General features: G+C 62.2%; 16 protein-coding genes (1 of these 16 running past the window's edge). 2 read left to right on the forward strand and 14 right to left on the reverse strand.

What is annotated here, in order from left to right; all coding sequences use genetic code 11:
• The 13 genes from ABOK31_RS17495 to ABOK31_RS17555 all read right to left on the reverse strand — a co-directional run.
• On the reverse strand, window positions 1–70 hold the beginning of the coding sequence (locus tag ABOK31_RS17495; RefSeq protein WP_349956905.1) for a hypothetical protein. 167 nt of this gene lie to the left of the window's left edge; only the first 70 of its 237 coding nucleotides appear in the window; its start codon is at window positions 68–70; its stop codon lies off the left edge, out of view.
• Complete coding sequence (locus ABOK31_RS17500; protein WP_349956906.1) at window positions 67–3,195, reverse strand: efflux RND transporter permease subunit; 3,129 nt, start codon at window positions 3,193–3,195, stop codon at window positions 67–69. The genes ABOK31_RS17495 and ABOK31_RS17500 overlap by 4 nt, the downstream gene beginning before the upstream one ends.
• Window positions 3,196–3,206: 11 nt before the next feature.
• Window positions 3,207–4,322, reverse strand: coding sequence for an efflux RND transporter periplasmic adaptor subunit (locus tag ABOK31_RS17505; protein WP_349956907.1), 1,116 nt, complete (start codon window positions 4,320–4,322; stop codon window positions 3,207–3,209).
• Window positions 4,323–4,474: 152 nt separating this feature from the next.
• The gene (locus ABOK31_RS17510; protein WP_349956909.1) at window positions 4,475–5,104 is read right to left on the reverse strand and encodes an outer membrane beta-barrel protein; all 630 of its coding nucleotides are present in this window, start codon (window positions 5,102–5,104) and stop codon (window positions 4,475–4,477) included.
• Between the two features lie 272 nt (window positions 5,105–5,376).
• A complete protein-coding gene (locus ABOK31_RS17515; RefSeq protein WP_349956911.1) occupies window positions 5,377–6,714 on the reverse strand; it encodes a HAMP domain-containing sensor histidine kinase in 1,338 nt (445 codons plus the stop codon).
• On the reverse strand, window positions 6,711–7,385 hold the full coding sequence (locus ABOK31_RS17520) for a response regulator transcription factor (RefSeq protein ID WP_349956912.1): 675 nt from the start codon (window positions 7,383–7,385) through the stop codon (window positions 6,711–6,713). The genes ABOK31_RS17515 and ABOK31_RS17520 overlap by 4 nt, the downstream gene beginning before the upstream one ends.
• A gap of 113 nt (window positions 7,386–7,498) precedes the next feature.
• Complete coding sequence (locus ABOK31_RS17525; protein ID WP_349956913.1) at window positions 7,499–8,701, reverse strand: hypothetical protein; 1,203 nt, start codon at window positions 8,699–8,701, stop codon at window positions 7,499–7,501.
• Window positions 8,702–8,849: 148 nt separating this feature from the next.
• Window positions 8,850–9,914 (reverse strand): ABC transporter ATP-binding protein, encoded by a 1,065-nt coding sequence (locus ABOK31_RS17530; RefSeq protein ID WP_349956915.1) that lies wholly within the window; start codon window positions 9,912–9,914, stop codon window positions 8,850–8,852.
• Window positions 9,911–10,840: a PfkB family carbohydrate kinase gene (locus ABOK31_RS17535; protein WP_349956916.1), complete on the reverse strand. Its 930-nt coding sequence runs from the start codon at window positions 10,838–10,840 to the stop codon at window positions 9,911–9,913. The genes ABOK31_RS17530 and ABOK31_RS17535 overlap by 4 nt, the downstream gene beginning before the upstream one ends.
• Complete coding sequence (locus tag ABOK31_RS17540) at window positions 10,841–11,863, reverse strand: SIS domain-containing protein (protein WP_349956917.1); 1,023 nt, start codon at window positions 11,861–11,863, stop codon at window positions 10,841–10,843.
• Window positions 11,860–12,705: a carbohydrate ABC transporter permease gene (locus tag ABOK31_RS17545; RefSeq protein ID WP_349956919.1), complete on the reverse strand. Its 846-nt coding sequence runs from the start codon at window positions 12,703–12,705 to the stop codon at window positions 11,860–11,862. Before ABOK31_RS17545 ends, ABOK31_RS17540 begins: the two co-directional genes overlap by 4 nt.
• Window positions 12,705–13,589, reverse strand: coding sequence for a sugar ABC transporter permease (locus tag ABOK31_RS17550; RefSeq protein WP_349956921.1), 885 nt, complete (start codon window positions 13,587–13,589; stop codon window positions 12,705–12,707). The genes ABOK31_RS17545 and ABOK31_RS17550 overlap by 1 nt, the downstream gene beginning before the upstream one ends.
• A 72-nt stretch (window positions 13,590–13,661) precedes the next feature.
• Window positions 13,662–14,900 (reverse strand): extracellular solute-binding protein, encoded by a 1,239-nt coding sequence (locus ABOK31_RS17555; protein WP_349956922.1) that lies wholly within the window; start codon window positions 14,898–14,900, stop codon window positions 13,662–13,664.
• 231 nt (window positions 14,901–15,131) lie between these two features.
• Between ABOK31_RS17555 and ABOK31_RS17560 the strand changes: the two genes are divergently transcribed.
• The gene (locus ABOK31_RS17560) at window positions 15,132–16,334 is read left to right on the forward strand and encodes an ROK family transcriptional regulator (RefSeq protein WP_349956924.1); all 1,203 of its coding nucleotides are present in this window, start codon (window positions 15,132–15,134) and stop codon (window positions 16,332–16,334) included.
• A 3-nt stretch (window positions 16,335–16,337) separates the two neighbouring features.
• Here ABOK31_RS17560 and ABOK31_RS17565 read toward each other — a convergent pair whose 3' ends face one another.
• Window positions 16,338–16,673: a DUF6665 family protein gene (locus ABOK31_RS17565; RefSeq protein ID WP_174178561.1), complete on the reverse strand. Its 336-nt coding sequence runs from the start codon at window positions 16,671–16,673 to the stop codon at window positions 16,338–16,340.
• Between the two features lie 251 nt (window positions 16,674–16,924).
• Between ABOK31_RS17565 and ABOK31_RS17570 the strand changes: the two genes are divergently transcribed.
• Window positions 16,925–17,458, forward strand: a complete 534-nt coding sequence (locus tag ABOK31_RS17570) for a methylated-DNA--[protein]-cysteine S-methyltransferase (RefSeq protein ID WP_349956926.1) — start codon at window positions 16,925–16,927, stop codon at window positions 17,456–17,458.
• Window positions 17,459–17,468: the final 10 nt, after the last annotated feature.

The raw sequence follows: 17,468 nt of genomic DNA on the forward strand, positions 1-17,468 counted from the left end.
GCCAATGGCACGGCAGACCTGCTCCATAGCCATAGGCCTTCACCCGGAACCACGGTACCTTCGTCCTCATTCGGCTGCATCCTTCATCGGATCGGCCGCCGATCCACTCTTCCTCAACGCCGGCATTGTCCGGCAGCTTTCGATCAACGACAAGGCCACCGGCACGAAAATGAGCGTCAGCGCCGTCGAGGACAGGAGCCCGCCGATCACGGCATGTGCCATCGAAGCACGCTCCTGCCCGCCTTCGCCGAAGCCGAGCGCCAGCGGCATCATGCCAATAATCATCGCGGAGGTGGTCATCACGATCGGTCGAAAGCGGACAATGCCGGCATCGATCAGGCTTTGGCGCATGCTTGCGCCCTCCCGGCGCCGCTTGTTGGCATGATCGACAAGCAGGATGGCATTCTTGGTGACGAGGCCCATCAGCATGATGAAGCCGATGACCGAGAAGATGTTGATCGTCGATCCCGTCACAAGAAGACCGATCAGCACACCGCTTATGGAGAGCGGCAGGCTGGTCATGATCGCGACCGGCTGCACGAAGGAGCCGAATTGCGAGGCGAGGATGAGATAGATGAAGACGACAGCCAGCATCAGCGCCTGCGCCGCATAGCCAAAGCTTTCAGCCATATCGTCGGCTTCGCCGCCGATTGTCATGCGATAGCCCGCCGGCATGGTCTGCCCGGCGATCAATGTCTGGATATCGCGCACGACTTCGCCGAGAGGGCGGCCGCTCAGATTGGCGGAAAGGCGAACCTCGCGGTCGCCGTCGCGTCGGATGATCGTCTTCGGCGCCAGGGTCTCGGTAATATCGGCCACCTGGGATAGCGGCACGGTGGCGGCGGGACCTGTCACGCCCTTGCGATCGACGGGGATAGGGATCTGCGCAAGGTCTTCAACCGTTCGGCGCCCGCTCTCCGACAGCCTGATGGCGACATAGCGCGATTCGTCGCCGCCATGTGCCCAGCTGGTCAGCTTCTCGCCAGCGACAAGCGGGCGAAGATTGTGCTCGATGGTCGCGGTCAAAATCCCCAGATCAGCCGCTTCGTCCGCACGTAACCGCACCATCAGCATAGGCCGCTTCTTGTCCGCAGAGGATTCGAGATCGATGATCCCCGCGAGCTTGCCGAGCTTGGCCATCATGTCGTGCGATATTTCCTCCAGCACGTTCAGATCCCCACCGAGGATCGATATCTGGATTGTCTTGGCCTGCGCGCCGGAGACCTCTCCGGGTTGGCCCACTTCGATCCTGGTGCCGGCGACGGGGCTCAGTGCCTCGCGCAGTGTTGGCGCAATGGTCACCGAAGTCATGCTTCTCTTGTCAGGTTCCACCATCGAAGCTGCGATTCTGGCTTCATTGGTGTTAGCGCCGTCGCCGCTGTTCACAGTCGAATACAGGTCCTTGATGTCGGGATACCTCCGCAGGATGTCTTCGGTCTGCCGGATCTTGGCGGCGGTATAGTCGACCGACGATCCCTCCGGCAGGGTGAGGCTGACGGCAACCATTCCCTGATCGGATTTCGGCACGAATTCCATACCGATTCTGGGGATGAGGCAGAGGCTTGCGGCAAACATAGCAAGCACACGGACCGAAGTGACTGCGCGATGATCGAGACACCAGCCGACCATGTCGCCATAGCGATGTGCGATCCGCTCGAAGGACGTGTCGAAACGGTCGAGCAAGGCTCGCAATCGTTCCTTTCGTTGCTGCACCGGCTGGTCGGCCCAGACGCTCGACAGCATGGGATCGAGCGTGAAGGATACGAAGAGCGAAATCAGCGCGGCGACGGAGACGGTCACGCCGAATTGCAGGAAGAAGCGGCCGATCACGCCACCCATGAAGGCGACGGGAATGAAGACCGCGACGATCGAGAAGGTCGTTGCCAGCACGGCAAGACCGATCTCCGTGGTGCCATCAAGCGCGGCCTGCCGGCGATCCTTGCCCATGGCCGCATGGCGGCTGATGTTTTCACGCACGACGATGGCGTCGTCGATCAGAATGCCGATGCAGATCGACAGCGCCAGCATGGTCATCAGATTGAGGCTGAAGCCGAGAACAGCGATGGCGGCAAACGTCCCGATGACCGCGACCGGCAGGGTCAATGCCGTGATGATGGTCGAACGCCAGGAGTTGAGAAACAGAAGCACGATGACGATGGTCAGCGCGCCACCTTCGATTATGGTGTGTTGAACGTCGCCGATCTGGCCGATGATGGTGCGGGAGCTGTCCTGCGAGACGACGATGCCCATATCCCTGAGCGCATCGTCCTTCCGAAGTTTAGCCAGCTCCCGTTCAACACCTTTGGCAACGTCGACGGTATTGGCGCCTTCCAGCTTATTGATATCGAGGCCGAGCGCCGGCTTGCCGTTGAACCATGCCCGACTCTTTGGATCGGCGCCTGCCTCCATCACGTCGGCGACTTCAGAGAGGCGGATGGTGCGCCCGGCGCTGTCCTGGGCAATGACGATGTCGGCGAACTCTTTGAGGCTGCCCGGCTGCACGCTGACGGTGATGCTGCGCTCGCGCGTCGAGGAAACGACCGAGCCGATGGCACTGTCGCGGGTCGCCCGCTGGATCGCCTCGATCAGGCTCGGGATCGGGATGCCGAAGGATTGCAGTTTCACCGGGTCGGGCTGAATGCGCACCTGGTCTTCGCTGCCGCCGACCAGCGTCACCTGTCCGACGCCCGGCACACGCCGCAGGCGCGGCACGATCGTCGTGTCGGCGATCTGCGTCATGCGGCTGATGGAAATATCGGCGGAGAAGGCCGCCAGCGACATGATCGGCGCGTCCTGCGGATTGAAGCGCGTGACGAGCGGCCGATCGGCGCCATCGGGAAGCACATCCTGCAATCGCGATATGCGGTCGCGCACCTCGTCGGCTGCCGCTCTCGACGGCGTTTCGAGGGTGAATTCCGCAATGACGAGCGAATTGCCCGTCGAGGAATGCGAGGAGATCTTCTTGATGCCGGAGATGGCGCCGATGCTTTCCTCGATCGGCCGGCTGACTTGCTGCTCGACGGCGAGTGCCGACGCGCCATCGTAATTGGTGGAGACGACGACGGTCGGCAGATCCACCGAAGGCAGGAGGTCGACCGGCAGGCGCGACCAGGCGACGATGCCAAGCACGACGATCGCCACCATTACCATGGTGGCGAAAACAGGCTGCTGAATGGAGATACGGGCAAGAAACATGGGGATAGTCCTCAGCGCCCGGCGATCTTGACCAGAGTGCCGCTCGTGACGTCCTTGAGCGGGACAGTTATGATGCGATCGCCCTCGTTTAGTCCGCTCCGAACCTCGACGAGATCCTCTCCGATCCGGGCATTGCCGAGGGTTATGGGCTGCTGGCGGACAGCGCCATCCGAGATCGTCCGGATGAAGGTGTCCCCGCCTTCTTTGATGACCGCTGCAGCGGGAACTGCGAGAATGTCGTCATGGCTTTCGATCTGCAGCGTGCCGTGGCCGAACATGCCGCTGCGAAGACCCGGCATCGCCTGTTCGATCCGCAGGTAGACCTGCAGCGAGCGTGAGCCGTCCACGGTCGCGGGGCTGATCCTGTCGAGTCGCGCCGAAAGGGGCTTCTCCGGCAGGCCTTCGATCTCGATCTCCGCCGTCTGACCGATCGAAAGCCAGGCGCTTTCCTGCGGCGGGATGAGAGCCACCAGGTCCAGCCTGGCGATATCGACGACCTCGAAGAGTTCGGTGTTGATCGAGACGGCCTGGCCCGGATTGACCCTGCGCGTATTGACGATGCCGTCAAAGGGCGCGGTGACGACCGCATCATCGAGGGCGCGCCGCGCTTCCGCTTCCTCGGCCTGCAGGGCGCGCAATTCGGCCTTCAGCACCGCGACGTCGGTCTCGACCTCGATCAGTTTCGCCTGGGCGACGCCGCCCGTTGCGGCGAGGCTGCGGGTGCGCTCCAGGTCCTTCTGCGCGCGCAGCAGCGTTGCGGCCTTGGCTTCGGTGGTTGCGACCAGCTTGTTGAGGGACAGCGTCAGCGTTTCCGCGTCGAAACGCGCAATGACGGCGCCGGCCTGCACGGCCGTGCCGATATCGGCCTCCACAGCGGCCAGCGTCCCGGACAATCTGGCGGTGAGAGTCACGCGACGGGCCGGCTGGATGAAACCGTTGATGCGAATCTGCTGGCGGTAGTTTTCGCGGCGAACCTGCATCACTTCCACGGCGGCGACTTCGATCGTTTTGATATCGGCGGTCTGCCGAGTGGCGGAAGGGGCGTTACGTGCATCGTTCCCGGCCGGCGCGATCACGATGCCTGCAACTCCTAGCGCGGTCAGCGTTAGGGCAATCGTTATTTTCATGACAACGCTCATCATGACACCTGACATCATGCTTTCATTTCATGATCGAGAGCGGCGAAAGAACTGACTCGGGGTTTGATCAGCCATCCTCCGCCACTCTCCGTCGGGCACGCCTTGGCTTGAAAGGCGTGCCGATCTCTGCAAATCGGCAATCAGAAGCGATAGTTCAGGCCGGCCTTGATGACGTGATCGCGCAGATCGGTCTTCGACTTGCCGCCCGATGTCGTCGTGGAGACGTCATTGGTCATGACGTAGTTGTATTCGATCTTGGCCGACAGGCCGCCGCCGAAGCCCTGTTCGACGCCGCCGCCGACAAGGTAGCCCTGCTTCCAGCCGCCCGAGGTGGAAACGCCCTTGCCGCCTTCGAACTTCGTCATCGTCAGACCGGCCGTTCCGTAGACGAGCGTCCGATCGAAGGTCAGGCCGGCCTTGGCCTTGGCGGCGCCGCGGAAGCGTTCTTCCACCTTGCCGTTCGGCACGCGCAGCTCGTTGTTTCCGAGGTAGGAGCCTTCCAGTTCGGCGCCGACGATGCCAGGCCCCACCTGGAAATTGTAGCCGGCTTGCACGCCGCCGGTCAGACCCTTGCCGCTGGCGAAAGGGTTGAACTTCGGCGAGGCGATACCGCCATGGGCACCGAAATAGGCGCCGCTCCACTGGAAGGCCGGTGGCCTGTCATAGCCGGCATCCGGGGCTTGATAGGTGGTGAGATCGGCTGCAGAGGCGTTCGTCGCGGCCGTCATGGCCAGAGCCGCGAACAGAATTGATTTTGCGCTAAGCGACATTGCTAACTCCATACGAAACCCATGCGCCATCCCTAGGCGCTCGCAAGGTCTCTGTTGCGTTGGAGAACCGGACATCGGTTCCTGCTGCTCTCCGATGCCGTCCGTCTTGGGGAGCGGATCGTCTTCGAGAGATGCAGATCATTTTGCCGGTGAGAATTGCGGGTACATTGCAGGATTCGAAAATATTGAAAAATTATCGAGTATTTTTATGCGGTTGTTGGCAATTTCTTAACTAAATCTTAAAGATGGGCATTGCCTGGCGAGCCAGGCCGTCAGCCCGGGAAGCAAAGGCGGAAACAGGCGCCACCCTGCGGATTGTCGGTAACGGCGACATGGCCGCCATGCCGCTGCATGATCTCCTTCACCAGATTGAGCCCGAGGCCGGCACCGTGCTCATGCGGCTGAAGACGGTGGAAGGGCTCGAAGATCCGGTCGCGTTCCTTAGCCGGTATGCCAGGCCCTTCGTCCGTCACCTCGATGACGGATCGCCGGTCGATCCGGATCGTGATGTTTCCCTTGCCGCCCGCGTGCTCGATCGCGTTCTGGACGATATTGAGGACGACACGCTGCAGCGCACCGGCATCTCCCTGGATAATCAGATGGTCGAGCCCGGTTTCGAGCGAGAGATCGTAGCCCTGTGCGATCGCCAGCGGCGCCATGTCGGCCGCAACGTTGCGGCAGATCTCCACCAGATCGACCGAGGAAAAATTCGCGCCGATAACGTCAAGGCGTTGCAGATCGAGCAGTTGTTCGGCCAAAGCCGCGATGCGGCCGGCATCCGACAGGAGCCTGTTGCGGATCGGCCCTTCGGCGATCGTTTCGACACGTGTCTGCAGAATGGCGACCGGCGTGCGCAATTCGTGCGCCGCATCGAGAATGAACCGCTGATGGCGCTCATGCCCCTCGTCGAGGCGCTGCAGGGCGCCGTTGATGGCATTGACGAGCGGCATCACTTCGCGGGGAATGCCGCTCTCCGGCAGCCTGTACCCGCGCCGGTCGATATCTATAGCCTCTGCTTCCTTCGCGACGACGGAAAGGCGAGAGAATGCCCGGCTCACGATCCACGGGATGACGACGATCGTTATGATGACGAGCAGAACAAGGATAGGTACCATCAACAGGTTGGAGAGCAGCAGGATGGCATAGGTCATGCTGAACACATCGCCCTTGCCAAGCACGGTAAAATCCCCGGCGGGGCCGGATACGTTGCGGATGACCGCCAGGTACGAGAAGGGTGGCGTAGCGTCCCGGATGTCGCCGAAGGTGATGCGATCGAGGTTCTCCGCCATCACGGCATAGACCGCCGGGACATTGCCGGTCTGGATGATCTCGCCCTTGTCGCTGCGGGCGACGAACCAAAAGTCCGTCGAACGTTGCCGCAACTTCACGAGCTCTTCCGTTTCGTTGAGCACGAGATGGCCATCGGGCTCGCGTTCGATCGCGCGTGCGGCGACATCCGTAAACTCGGGATCGGAGAGAACGATGCCTTCGCCCGCCTGTATCAGGTAGGCGACGAAGGCGACGCTGAACAGCAGCAGGATACCCGCCTGGAAGAGCAGAAGCTGTGCAATGAGCCGGCGCTTCAGCGATTTTGATTTGGGATGCTTCATGTAAGTGGTCTCAGAAGGTAGCCGACGCCGCGAATGCCGTGGATTTCGATATCGGCCTGAGCATCGGCCAGCTTCTTGCGAAGCCGCGATACGTGTGAATCGAGCGCATTCGACTGGATTTCGTCGTCGAAGGCATAGACGGCCTCTTCCAGTGCGGCCCTCAGAACGGTTCTGCCCTGGCGACGGATAAGTGTTTCTAGCACGAGAAGCTCGCGTCGCGGCAGATCGAGCACCCTGCCATCGATCCGCGCTTCTCTGTCATCGAGATTGAATTCCAGCTTGCCGAGCTTGGCGATCATCGGGGCGACGGTTGCCGGCCGGCGCATCAGCGCACGGATGCGCGCCAGAAGTTCCTCGAGTGCGAATGGCTTGGCCAGATAATCGTCGGCGCCGAAATCCAGCCCCTTGACGCGATCGGCGACGGAGCCGCGGGCGGTGAGCACGATGACAGGCGTCGTCGCGCCGATCGCGCGCAAATCCCAGATAAGCTCCAATCCGTCGCCATCGGGCAGCTGCCGGTCGAGCACGATCATATCATGCACCTGCTCGGCGATGGCGCCTCTTGCAAAATCAAGGTTCGGAGCGTGATCCACGATGATGTCGTATTGATGCAGGGCGGCCGCAAGCGCCTCGGCCATCTGCGGCTCATCCTCTACAAGCAAGAGGCGCATTCTCACCCTCCATGAAACGAAATAGTGTTGTCCAAGACATAGCGACGAACATTACGGCATCATTGCGCGCAACCAGGCGTGCGCCTCATCGACGGCTCTTATCCCGCTTTCGGTCAGTCGGTCTGGATGCATTCGAGCCAGGCGGCGCTGACGGCGGCCGCCAGCGACAGCAGGAAGATCAGCAGGATGCAGGTCGTGCGGAACGAGGTCAGGCCGATTGCAGCGCCGGTCAGCATATATTCCAGCGGAAGAAACAGCAGAACCATCGAATAGGAAAGACCCATCACATAGGGCCGGCAGTTACGCGGCGCTTTCATCTGCAAGATCGCGACAAAGGCGGGCGAGAGCCAGCCGTTCGCCAGCCCGGCGACGAGGCCGGCAAGCATCATCGTCAGCGGCGAAATCTGCATCCACAGAATGCACATCGAGAGAGCGAGGCCGAGGAGGGCTCTCGAAACGATGACCGCGGGCGCCGGCATGGCGTGGCGAGACGCAAGGTGCAGGTTCATCATGATCGTGCCTGTTGCCGATGCCGCGATGAAGAGCCCGAGCCATGCGACCGATGCGCCCTCGAGACGCAATGCGGCCGGCACGACGAAGACCTGCAGCACGATGAAGAAGCCGAGCGCAGCACTTGCCCAAAGCGTGAATGGCAGCGACGCGGCCGCGGCGCGGAGCCGCTTTCCGGCACGGACGATATCGCCAAGTCTCGGTGCCGGGCCTAAACGAAACCTCGGCAGGCTGAAAGACAGGAGCATCATCGCGGCGAAGTTGCCGACGACGATCCACCAGGCCGCGTCCTTCGGGCCGATGACGGTGATGACGAAAGCGCTCGCTGCAGATGCCGTCAGCAGCACAAGCCCGTCGATCGTGTCGTCGATGGAATTGGCAGTGGTCGAGGACAATCTTGAAAGGCGGGCGATTTCCGGCGTCTTCGCTTCGGTCGCGACCGTCGCCGGTCCATCGAGGATGGAGCCGATGAAGCTCAGAAGGAGAAAGGTGCCTGCGTGTAGAAAATCCGCCATATAGAGCACTGCAATCATCAGCGACGTCAGCATCCCGACCTTCGCGGAGATGAGCGCGGTGTAGCGTGCACCCAGCATCTCGGCCACGTAGCCGCCGAAGATCATGCCGATCAGGAGCATGGCGCTATTCACCAAAGCCATTAGCGCCATGCAGACGACACTGCCGGTTAAGTCGTACATGATCCAGGGATAAAGAATGGTCGCAAAGGCGTGGCTGGCGTTCAGGGCGGCATTGCTCAGTTGAAGCCCGACGAAAGGCCAGCGTGTGCTGCATTGAAATTGTTGAAACACGGTTCTTTCCCGACGATCGTTTGTGTCGTCAGGTTCAGCGCCCTGCCTTGCGGTAACATTACGGAGATCGAAAATTTTGCGGGTGACACCGGAAACCGCAATGGTCCACTGCGCCACCCTCGGCGATCATGTGCACGGGCTCGAAGGTCTATTCGCAGCGTTGGCCCGTCGCGCGGTCGAAGAGATGCAGTGCGTTGGCGTCGAAGCCGAGCTTGAAGGTCTGCCCTTCGGCAATCGCGGTGCGCGGCGGCAGGCAGGCCATCAGCCGCTGCGAGCCCGCCTGTGCAGTGACGATCAGCTCCGGACCGGTTAGTTCCGCGACTTCGCAGACGGCCTCGAGCTTGCCGTCTTCATCGAGACGCAGCGTTTCCGGCCGGATGCCGACCACCAGATCTTGACCCTGTTTGATCGCGGCTTTCGTCGCTGGCATGGACAGCGTGATCGAGGTTCCGTCGATGCGCAAAGAACCCTGATCGGCCGTCGCGTTCAGCAGGTTCATCGGCGGCGCGCCAACGAAGGTCGCAACATAGAGTGTTGCCGGATGATTGTAGATCTCGTCCGGCGTGCCGAGCTGCTCGATCCGTCCGTCCCGCATAACGGCGATGCGGGTTGCGAGCGTCATCGCTTCGATCTGATCGTGCGTCACGTAGACGACCGTGGTCTTCAGCATCTGGTGCAGGCGCTTCAACTCAGTGCGCATTTCCATGCGCAGCTTGGCGTCGAGGTTGGAAAGCGGCTCGTCGAAGAGGAAGACTTCTGGCTTGCGCACCAGGGCACGGCCGATCGCCACGCGCTGGCGCTGACCGCCGGAAAGCTGGCTCGGCTTGCGCTCCAGCAGCGCTTCGATCTGCAAGAGCTTCGCCGCCTCGCGCACCGCCTTGTCCCGCTCGGCGGCAGGCACCTTGCGCATTTCCAGGCCGAAGCCGATGTTGCGGTGGACCGAAAGGTTTGGATAGAGCGCGTAGGACTGGAACACCATGGCGATGTCGCGATCCTTCGGATGCACGCCAAGCACGGAGCGATCGCCGATACGGATATCCCCGCTCGTCGCCTCGGCAAGCCCGGCGATGATGTTGAGCAGCGTGGACTTGCCGCAGCCCGACGAGCCGAGCAACACCAGGAACTCGCCGCTTTCAAGGGAAATATCGATGCCCTTCAGCGTCTCCACTTCGCCATAGCTCTTGCGGATGTTCTGGATTTCGAGCGCGCTCATTGAACGGCCTCCTCGGATGCTTTGGCCGGGCCGTAGCTGCGCGGCAGAGTGGAAATGGCGCGGGAAGCGACGGCGGTTCCCGCCGAAAGGCAGGCTGCAGGCGGCTCGCCACGGGCTAGGGCGGCCAGAAAGCCGGCATTGAAGACATCGCCGGCGCCGATCGTATCGACCACGGTGACGCGCGGTGCCGTGGCCAAAACGAGATTGCCGTCGGCATCGATGGCGAGCGCTCCATCAGGGCCACGCTTGACGACGAAGATGGCGCCTTCGGGCATCAGCGCATGCAGCGCGCGTGCAGCCTCGGCCGGATCGTCTATGCCGGCTAACGTTGTGGTCTCGACCTCGTTCATCAGCGCCACGCCACAGCGGGAAAGCCAGCGCCGCGTGGCGTCGCAATTCGCCTGCGTCCAGCCATCCAGCGGCCAGCCGGTATCGAGCGCGACCGTGATCCGGTGCTTGTCGGCCCAGTCGAACAGGGCGTCGTAGTCGCGGGCGAGGTCTTCGGTGAGGAAGGCACCGCACAGTAGTGCATAGCCGCCGGCAAGCCTCTCGCCGTCGAGAACCGTCAGCACATCGTCGAGGCTGAATCGCGGCAGATGCCCGCGCGTCGTGAAGAAAGTGCGCTCTCCATCCGGATGGGTGATGCCGACCGAGAGCGTCGTGCCCTCCGGCCTGACGGGCCACTTGCTGCTGCGCGCGCCGAATGCCTCGCTGAGCCAGCGTCCGAACTCGTCGCTGCCGACATTGGCCGATATTTCGTAGTCAACGCCGAGGCCTTCCCAGGCGAGCGCGCTGTTGCCCGCCTGGCCGCCGACGCGCAACTCGTCGTGATCGACGATGATCTCGGTGCCGGCCTTCGGCCATGGCGCCGCCGGCCCGAGGATCAGGTCGATATTGACGTTGCCGATGACTGCAAGCGGCTTCATTCATTCGCTCCGGGTGATCTTGGTGGAGCGGACCGGCGTGCCGGCATTCTCCATTCGCTCGTCGGCAAAGGCTATCATCAGCGCCTGCGCGACAGGCAGCATCTGGAAGATGGCGGCAATACCGGCTTCCGGCTTGAAGCGCAGCGTGACGCAGCCGGGCACGGGTTCGTCTTTAGAGCCGTCGAAGATGATGACAGGTGCACCGGTCTCGGCGGCGGAAACGGCCATGGCCGTCACGAGGCTCGCCGTCGCATCGTTACCGCGGAAGAGGATGACGCCGATCGACGGTCCCAGCATTTCCATCGGGCCGTGGCGCAGTTGACCGCCTTCGAGCGAAAAGCAGGGACGGCGGGACAGCTCGGTCAAACCAAGAGCCAATGCCTCGGCGACACCCTGCAGGCGGCGGCCTGAGGTGACGACGGTCGCGACATTCGCGAGAGCCGAAAGCGCCGGCTTGATATCGAGCGTTTCAGGTGCACGAAGCACGGCAAGCGCAGGCGCCGGGTCCTGCCCGAGCGCAGCGAAGATCGCCAGATGCAGCGCGAAGGTGACGGTGAGGCTGCGGGTTGCCGCAAAGGCAAGCTCTGTGCCGCCGGCGCCGACAAGCGAAGGCGCGGTTTTGGCGAGGAAGGAGCTGCCCTCCAGCGTCAGGCCGAACGTGTCGTCCGTGCCGCCCGTCTCGTTGAACCAGCGTACCACTTCGGCGCTTTCGCCCGATTGCGAGGTCATGAAGATCGTGCGTCCCTCAAGCGACAGCGGCTGGCCGAGCTGTTCGGAGAGTGGCAGGGCGATCGCATCGATGCCGGCGGCGCGATAAAGCGGCTCGACAGCACGATTGACGGCGTGGGAACCACCCATGCCGAGGAGGAGCAGCTCGCCCGTGCGCTTCAGTGATGCCGCGGCCTCGGCGGCCATATCGGCTGCGGCCTTGAAGGAAGCAAGCGCGTCGGCATGCTGGCGGGCCATTTCGCGGTCGATGGCTGTAAGGCCTTCGGGGCGGGTTTTCTCTTTGGTCATGGTCATCCCTTGACGCCGCCATTGGTCAGGCCCGAGATCAGGGCACGTTGCATGACAAGGCCGATCAGTACCGGTGGCAGGGCGGCCAGCACGCCGGCAGTCGCGATCAGTCCGTAATCCGAGACACGGCCGCCGGCGAGATCCGCTATGGCGACGGTGAGGGTCTTGGCGCGCTGGTCTGATGTGAAGAGAAGCGCATAGAAGAATTCATCCCAGGCAAGCAGGAAGGCAAAGAGCGCCGAGGTTGCCATCACGGGCATGGCAAGCGGCAGTGTGATGATCTTCAAGGTCTGGAACAGCCCGGCGCCGTCGATCATTGCGGCTGCCTCGATCTCCTTCGGAATGGAATCGAAGCCTGATTTCATCAGCCAGGTCGTGAACGGCGCCAGGATCGTCAGATAGACGAGTGCCAGGCCGAAGATGTTGTTGAGCAAGCCGAGATGGGCAAGGCCCATATAGAGCGGCACGGCGAGCGCGACCGGCGGCAGCATGTAGGTGGCGATGACCATGGAGAGCGACCATCCCACGGACGGCGTGCGCGATACGGCCCAGCCGGCGGGGATGGCGAGCGCGATCGCGGCGATCGTCGCCATCCCAGCCACTTCGATGCTGTTGCGCAGCGACGAGGTGAAGGCGGCGCCCTCGCTGTTTTCCAGCGTCGACAAGAGCACTTTGTAGCGCGAGAAATCAACCGTCTGCGGCCACCAGCGCAGCGGCTTGGCGGCAAGATCGGCAGCCGGCGAAATACTCATGATGAAGAGCCAGGCGATCGGCGCGAGGATGACGACGGCGAGCAGGATGGCGCAGACATAGATGAAGCAGGTAAACAGCGGGCTCTGGCGTTCCATCAGGTGGCACTCCCTGCGGTTTTGCGGACGAGGGCGGCATAGGCGGCGGCGAGCACCGTAACCAGCAGCGTCACGATCAGGGCAAGCGACGCCCCGGACCCCGCTCGCTGGAAAGAGAAGGCTTCCTGATAGACGAGGATCGACAGCGTGCGCGTGCTGTTTGCCGGGCCGCCGCGCGTCATCACCCAGATGATGTCGAAAACCTTGAATGCCTCGATGGTGCGCAGCACCAGCGCCACCATCAGCGGTCCGACAAGATAGGGCAGGATGACGAAGCGGAAGCGCTTGAAGGGTCCGGCGCCATCGACCAGCGAGGCGGCCGTGATGTCGCGCGGCACGGCCTGCAGGGCGGCGAGCGCGATCAGCGCGACCAGCGGGAAATTCTTCCAGCAGTCGGCAACGATGAGTGCCGTCAGCGCCGTGCCCGGTTCGCCAAGCCAGGAGCGGTAGGCGTCGAGCAGGCCAAGCTGGGTGAGCGCTGCATTCAGCGCGCCATATTCCGGATTGTAGATCAGCCGCCAGAGCGTCGCGTTGACGACGGTTGGCAGCGCCCAGGGCAGGATCATCAGCGCGCGCAGCACGCCGCGACCCCTAAAATTCTGGTTGAGCAGCAGCGCGGCCAGCACGCCGAGCACCATTTCAGCGGCGACGGAAATGATCGCGAACCAGGCCGTGGTGATCAGGGTGCGCTGGAAATTGGAGTTCGCCAGCATCTTCGCGTAGTTGTCGATGCCGACGAAATTGCCGCCGGTTCCCACAAGCTTTGCATCGGTGAAAGAAAGGCCGACCGTGTCGACGAGAGGCCAGCCGATGACGGCGATCATCACCACAAGCAGCGGCAGCATCAAAAGCCAGGCGCGAGTTGTCATAGAGGTGCCGGACATGGCAGGCCCCTTCTTTCATTCTTCATGGAGGGTCGAGAGGCGGGCGGTGACTGGCACCGCCCGATAAGACTATCAGAGACCGCTGTTGTCGGCAGCAGACTTCAGCGCGTCTTCCGGAGAAGACTGGCCAAGCAGCGATTCCTGGATCGCCTGCTGCAGTGCCGTCGACAGTTCCTGATATTTCGGCGTCGTCGGACGCGGATACATGGCGGCGAGGCCGATCTTTGCGGCCGCGATTAGCTCTTCCTGGCCCTTGGTCACGGCCGGATCGCTATAGGACGATGCCCAGATCGGCAGGCTGAGCTTGGCATACTGGTTCTGCGTTGCCTGCGAAGTCATGAAGGAAATGTACTTCCAGGCTTCGTCCGGGTGTTTGCTGGCCGAGGTGATGCCAAGGCCCATCGAGCCGTTGACAGCGGAAGCCTCGCTCTTGCCGGCAACGCCCGGTGCCGGCACGACGCCGACCTTGCCCGCGACCTTGCTGTCCTTCGGGTCGTTCGCCATGTTGTACATGTAGGTCCAGTTCAGCGCGAAGGCGGCGTCGCCGTTTTCGAAGACCTTGCGGACATCCTCTTCGAGGAATTCCTTGGAGTTCGGGTTGGTGAGGCCGGACTTGTAGCTGTTGACCATGTACTTCAGGGCATCGAGGCCGCCGCCGGTCTGGAAGTCCGGCTTGCCGTCCTTGATGAAATCACCCTTATAGGCGCTGACGAGCGTCGCATAGTCGCAGATCGCGGCTTCCGCCTGCGACCAGCTCCAGGCGATCGGTGTTGCCAGAAGGCCCTTGTCCTTGATGATCTTCGCCTGTTCGTTGAGCTCGTCCCAGGTCTTCGGCGGCGTCTTGATGCCGGCCTTTTCCAGGATTTCCTTGTTGTAGAACAGGTACTTGGTATCGAGAATCCATGGCATGCCATAGTACTTGCCGTCATACTGGACCGTCGTCCAGGCGCCCGGCAGCACGCTCTTCTTCGTGTCGTCGGAGATGCGCGAGGACACATCGACCAGAACCTTGTTGGTCGCGTATTCGGCCGGCCAGATCACGTCGAACAGCACGACGTCGTAGCCGCCGCCGGACCCCTGAGCGAGCACGGTCTTGTCATGCAGGCCTTCGTAAGGAACGAATTCGAGATTGACCTTGATGTCCGGATTGGCCTTGGAGAAGGCATCCGTCATGGCGCGCACATCGGCTTCGCTATAGGCAGCCTGTGCCATGAAGAGGGCATTGATCGTGGTTTCGGCAAAGGCATGCGAGGCGAAGGATGCGCCGATCAGCGCTGCGCCGAGCAATGTCTTGTTCAATGATTTCAACATTCCATCCTCCAGTTTTTGACAGTCACGCGATTTTTCCAATGGCGGCTCAAGCGTCGCCATCGGTTGTCGGGCAGGCAATTGGCCGGGCCGGCTGCCGAACATCGATCGGCGCGTCTCTGGAGCCCGAAAGCTCGCTTAAGTTCCCTGATGAAACTCTGTGGTTTCTTTTAAGTCAATTGTCTTGACTAATTTGTTCTTCAATATTCTATTGGTGTCAAGAGGCAAAAACAGATGAACGATATTCGCCCGATCAGGGCTACGAGCGGAACGAACCACGAAGGCACCAGCGCCCATAACCGGCGGGTCATCATCGACGCCCTCAGGCTGAACGGCGCGCTCTCCCGCGCCGATCTTGCACGCGCCACCCGCCTGACGAAGCAGACGGTCTCCAACATCATGGAGGAGCTGGAAAACGACGGGCTGGTGACGTCTAGGGAAACGGTGCGTCGCGGCCGCGGCCAGCCCTCGACGCCCTATGGTCTTGTGCCCGAGGGCGCCTTCGCCATCGGCCTGCAGATCGACCGCCACATCACCCGCGCCATCGCCGTCGATCTCGTCGGCAACGTGCTGATCCGCAAGGAAGCGAACCTGCCGGCCGGCGGACCGGCGACGGGCACGCCCGTCGTCCTGAAGCTGATAGAAGATGTGCGTGCAGAACTCCGGCAGCGCGTCGCACAGGCCGAGAAGCGCCTCGTCGGCCTCGGCGCGGCGATGCCGGGTCCTTTCGGCATCGAGCAGGAGGATGCCGACAATCCCTGGATGATGGGTGCCTGGCAGCGCTTTCCCTTGCTCGAAACCCTGTCGGCCGGAACCGGTCTCAATGTGACCCTTCAGAACGACGCTGCCGCCTGCGCGACGGCGGAGCGCATGGTGGGGGCTGCCCATGGGCTCGACCACGCCGTTTGCCTCTATGTCGGCTACGGCATCGGCGCGGGGCTCATCCTCGGCGGCGAACTCTATAGCGGTGCTCATGGCAACGCGGGCGAAATCGGCATGGCGCTGTTGACGGCAGGCGGGCAGCAGACCCAACTCGAACATCGCGCTTCGCTGGCTTCCCTCTACGATCACCTCGACGTCGATCCGATGGCGCCGGACCTCTACTCCCTCATAAACGACCGCGCTGCCGCCGATGATCCCGATATTCTCGCCTGGATCGAAAGGGCGGCGATCGATCTGCGCTGGAGTGTCCAGCTGATCGAAACCGTCTTCGATCCGCAAACGGTGATTCTGTGCGGCGGTGCCCCCGTCGCGCTCGCCACGCGGCTGATCGCGGCCATGCAGCCGCTGCTGCCCTCTAATGCCGATCGTCCCGGCCGATCGCTGCCGCGCCTGCAGCTGGGTATGACCGACCCCTGGGCCGTGGCGCGAGGTGCGGCCGCCGAGCCGATCGGCCATGCCTTCGATCCACGCTTTTCGGCGATCTTGAAATCCTGATATTCAGGGGTGTCTCGGGCTAGCGCCGAGGCGCGCAAGCACCTTGTTCGGAATGCCGTAGCGCTGGATGACGTCACGGCCGTTGCGCAGGCCGCAGATCTCGCGGTGAATGAACATGCCCCAGACGGCTTCGGCGGCAGCATCCACCAGCCGCTCGTGCTCCACGCCTTGCTTGCCCTTGGCTTCGCCGTCCTGCAAGGCGGCAAGCGCTGTCTCAACCTTCATGCCGTGGCGGCCGAGCGAACTCGCCCTCTCCGACATCATCTCATATTCAAGGATTCCGAGGCCGGTTTCCTTGGTTTGCGATGGATTGAAGTTGCGAGGCGGGCGAACCGTCATGTAGGGCTCCGCATGCTGGCGGTGTGTCTCTCCACGGTTTTACACAATCTCAGCCGCTTTCCCAAGCCTGACCACGCCGCTTGCGTCATTCTGATCTCGGCGACTGACGTTAGAAATGTTGGATTTCGCCGCTCGTTGTTCCTTTTCGGGTGGTTGCAGGCCGCCATTTAAGATCCAATGGGGACATAAGCGCTCCATCAGAGGCAATCTCGCCCGATGCCACGAGCGCAATTCAAAGAAAGGATATCGGCATGACCAAAGCTCAGAAAAACACAGAAAAGCACTATGTCTATCGGATCATGAATTCGCCGGTTGGCGCCCTAAAGCTCATCGGCAGCGATGATGGGCTTGCCGCGATCCTCTGGGACAATGATCGCCCGGGCCGTGTGCCCCTGCTGATCGTGGCGGAAGATGATAGCCATCCCGTGCTGCTGGAGACAGAGCGGCAACTCCGCGAATACTTCGCCGGCGAACGACAGGCTTTCGATCTGCCACTCGATTTTGCCGGAACAGAGTTCCAGCAGAAGGTATGGCAGGCGCTGCTCGCCATCCCTTTCGGCGAGACGCGCAGCTACCGCCAGATCGCAACGGAGATCGGCTCGGCAAAGGCGATCCGCGCCGTCGGCGCCGCCAATGGCCGCAACCCGATCTCGATCATCGCGCCCTGCCACCGCGTGGTGGGCTCGGCCGGTGATCTCAGGGGATTTGCCGGCGGTCTCGAGCGCAAGGCCTATCTGCTGCGGCTTGAGGGCGCGGACACGAAGACATTCGATTTCGCCGCCTGACTTTGGCGAT

This window comes from Rhizobium sp. ZPR4, from assembly GCF_040215725.1.
In the GTDB taxonomy this organism is placed as follows: Bacteria; Pseudomonadota; Alphaproteobacteria; order Rhizobiales; family Rhizobiaceae; genus Rhizobium; species Rhizobium rhizogenes_D.

Coding starts and splice junctions, on each gene's coding strand:
- ABOK31_RS17530 (WP_349956915.1), bottom strand. CDS start 9,914: ATGAGCGCGCTCGAAATCCAGAACATCCGCAAGAGCTATGGCGAAGTG.
- ABOK31_RS17555 (WP_349956922.1), bottom strand. CDS start 14,900: ATGTTGAAATCATTGAACAAGACATTGCTCGGCGCAGCGCTGATCGGC.
- ABOK31_RS17560 (WP_349956924.1), top strand. CDS start 15,132: ATGAACGATATTCGCCCGATCAGGGCTACGAGCGGAACGAACCACGAA.
- ABOK31_RS17535 (WP_349956916.1), bottom strand. CDS start 10,840: ATGAAGCCGCTTGCAGTCATCGGCAACGTCAATATCGACCTGATCCTC.
- ABOK31_RS17520 (WP_349956912.1), bottom strand. CDS start 7,385: ATGCGCCTCTTGCTTGTAGAGGATGAGCCGCAGATGGCCGAGGCGCTT.
- ABOK31_RS17565 (WP_174178561.1), bottom strand. CDS start 16,673: ATGACGGTTCGCCCGCCTCGCAACTTCAATCCATCGCAAACCAAGGAA.
- ABOK31_RS17515 (WP_349956911.1), bottom strand. CDS start 6,714: ATGAAGCATCCCAAATCAAAATCGCTGAAGCGCCGGCTCATTGCACAG.
- ABOK31_RS17500 (WP_349956906.1), bottom strand. CDS start 3,195: ATGTTTCTTGCCCGTATCTCCATTCAGCAGCCTGTTTTCGCCACCATG.
- ABOK31_RS17570 (WP_349956926.1), top strand. CDS start 16,925: ATGACCAAAGCTCAGAAAAACACAGAAAAGCACTATGTCTATCGGATC.
- ABOK31_RS17540 (WP_349956917.1), bottom strand. CDS start 11,863: ATGACCATGACCAAAGAGAAAACCCGCCCCGAAGGCCTTACAGCCATC.
- ABOK31_RS17550 (WP_349956921.1), bottom strand. CDS start 13,589: ATGTCCGGCACCTCTATGACAACTCGCGCCTGGCTTTTGATGCTGCCG.
- ABOK31_RS17545 (WP_349956919.1), bottom strand. CDS start 12,705: ATGGAACGCCAGAGCCCGCTGTTTACCTGCTTCATCTATGTCTGCGCC.
- ABOK31_RS17510 (WP_349956909.1), bottom strand. CDS start 5,104: ATGTCGCTTAGCGCAAAATCAATTCTGTTCGCGGCTCTGGCCATGACG.
- ABOK31_RS17505 (WP_349956907.1), bottom strand. CDS start 4,322: ATGAAAATAACGATTGCCCTAACGCTGACCGCGCTAGGAGTTGCAGGC.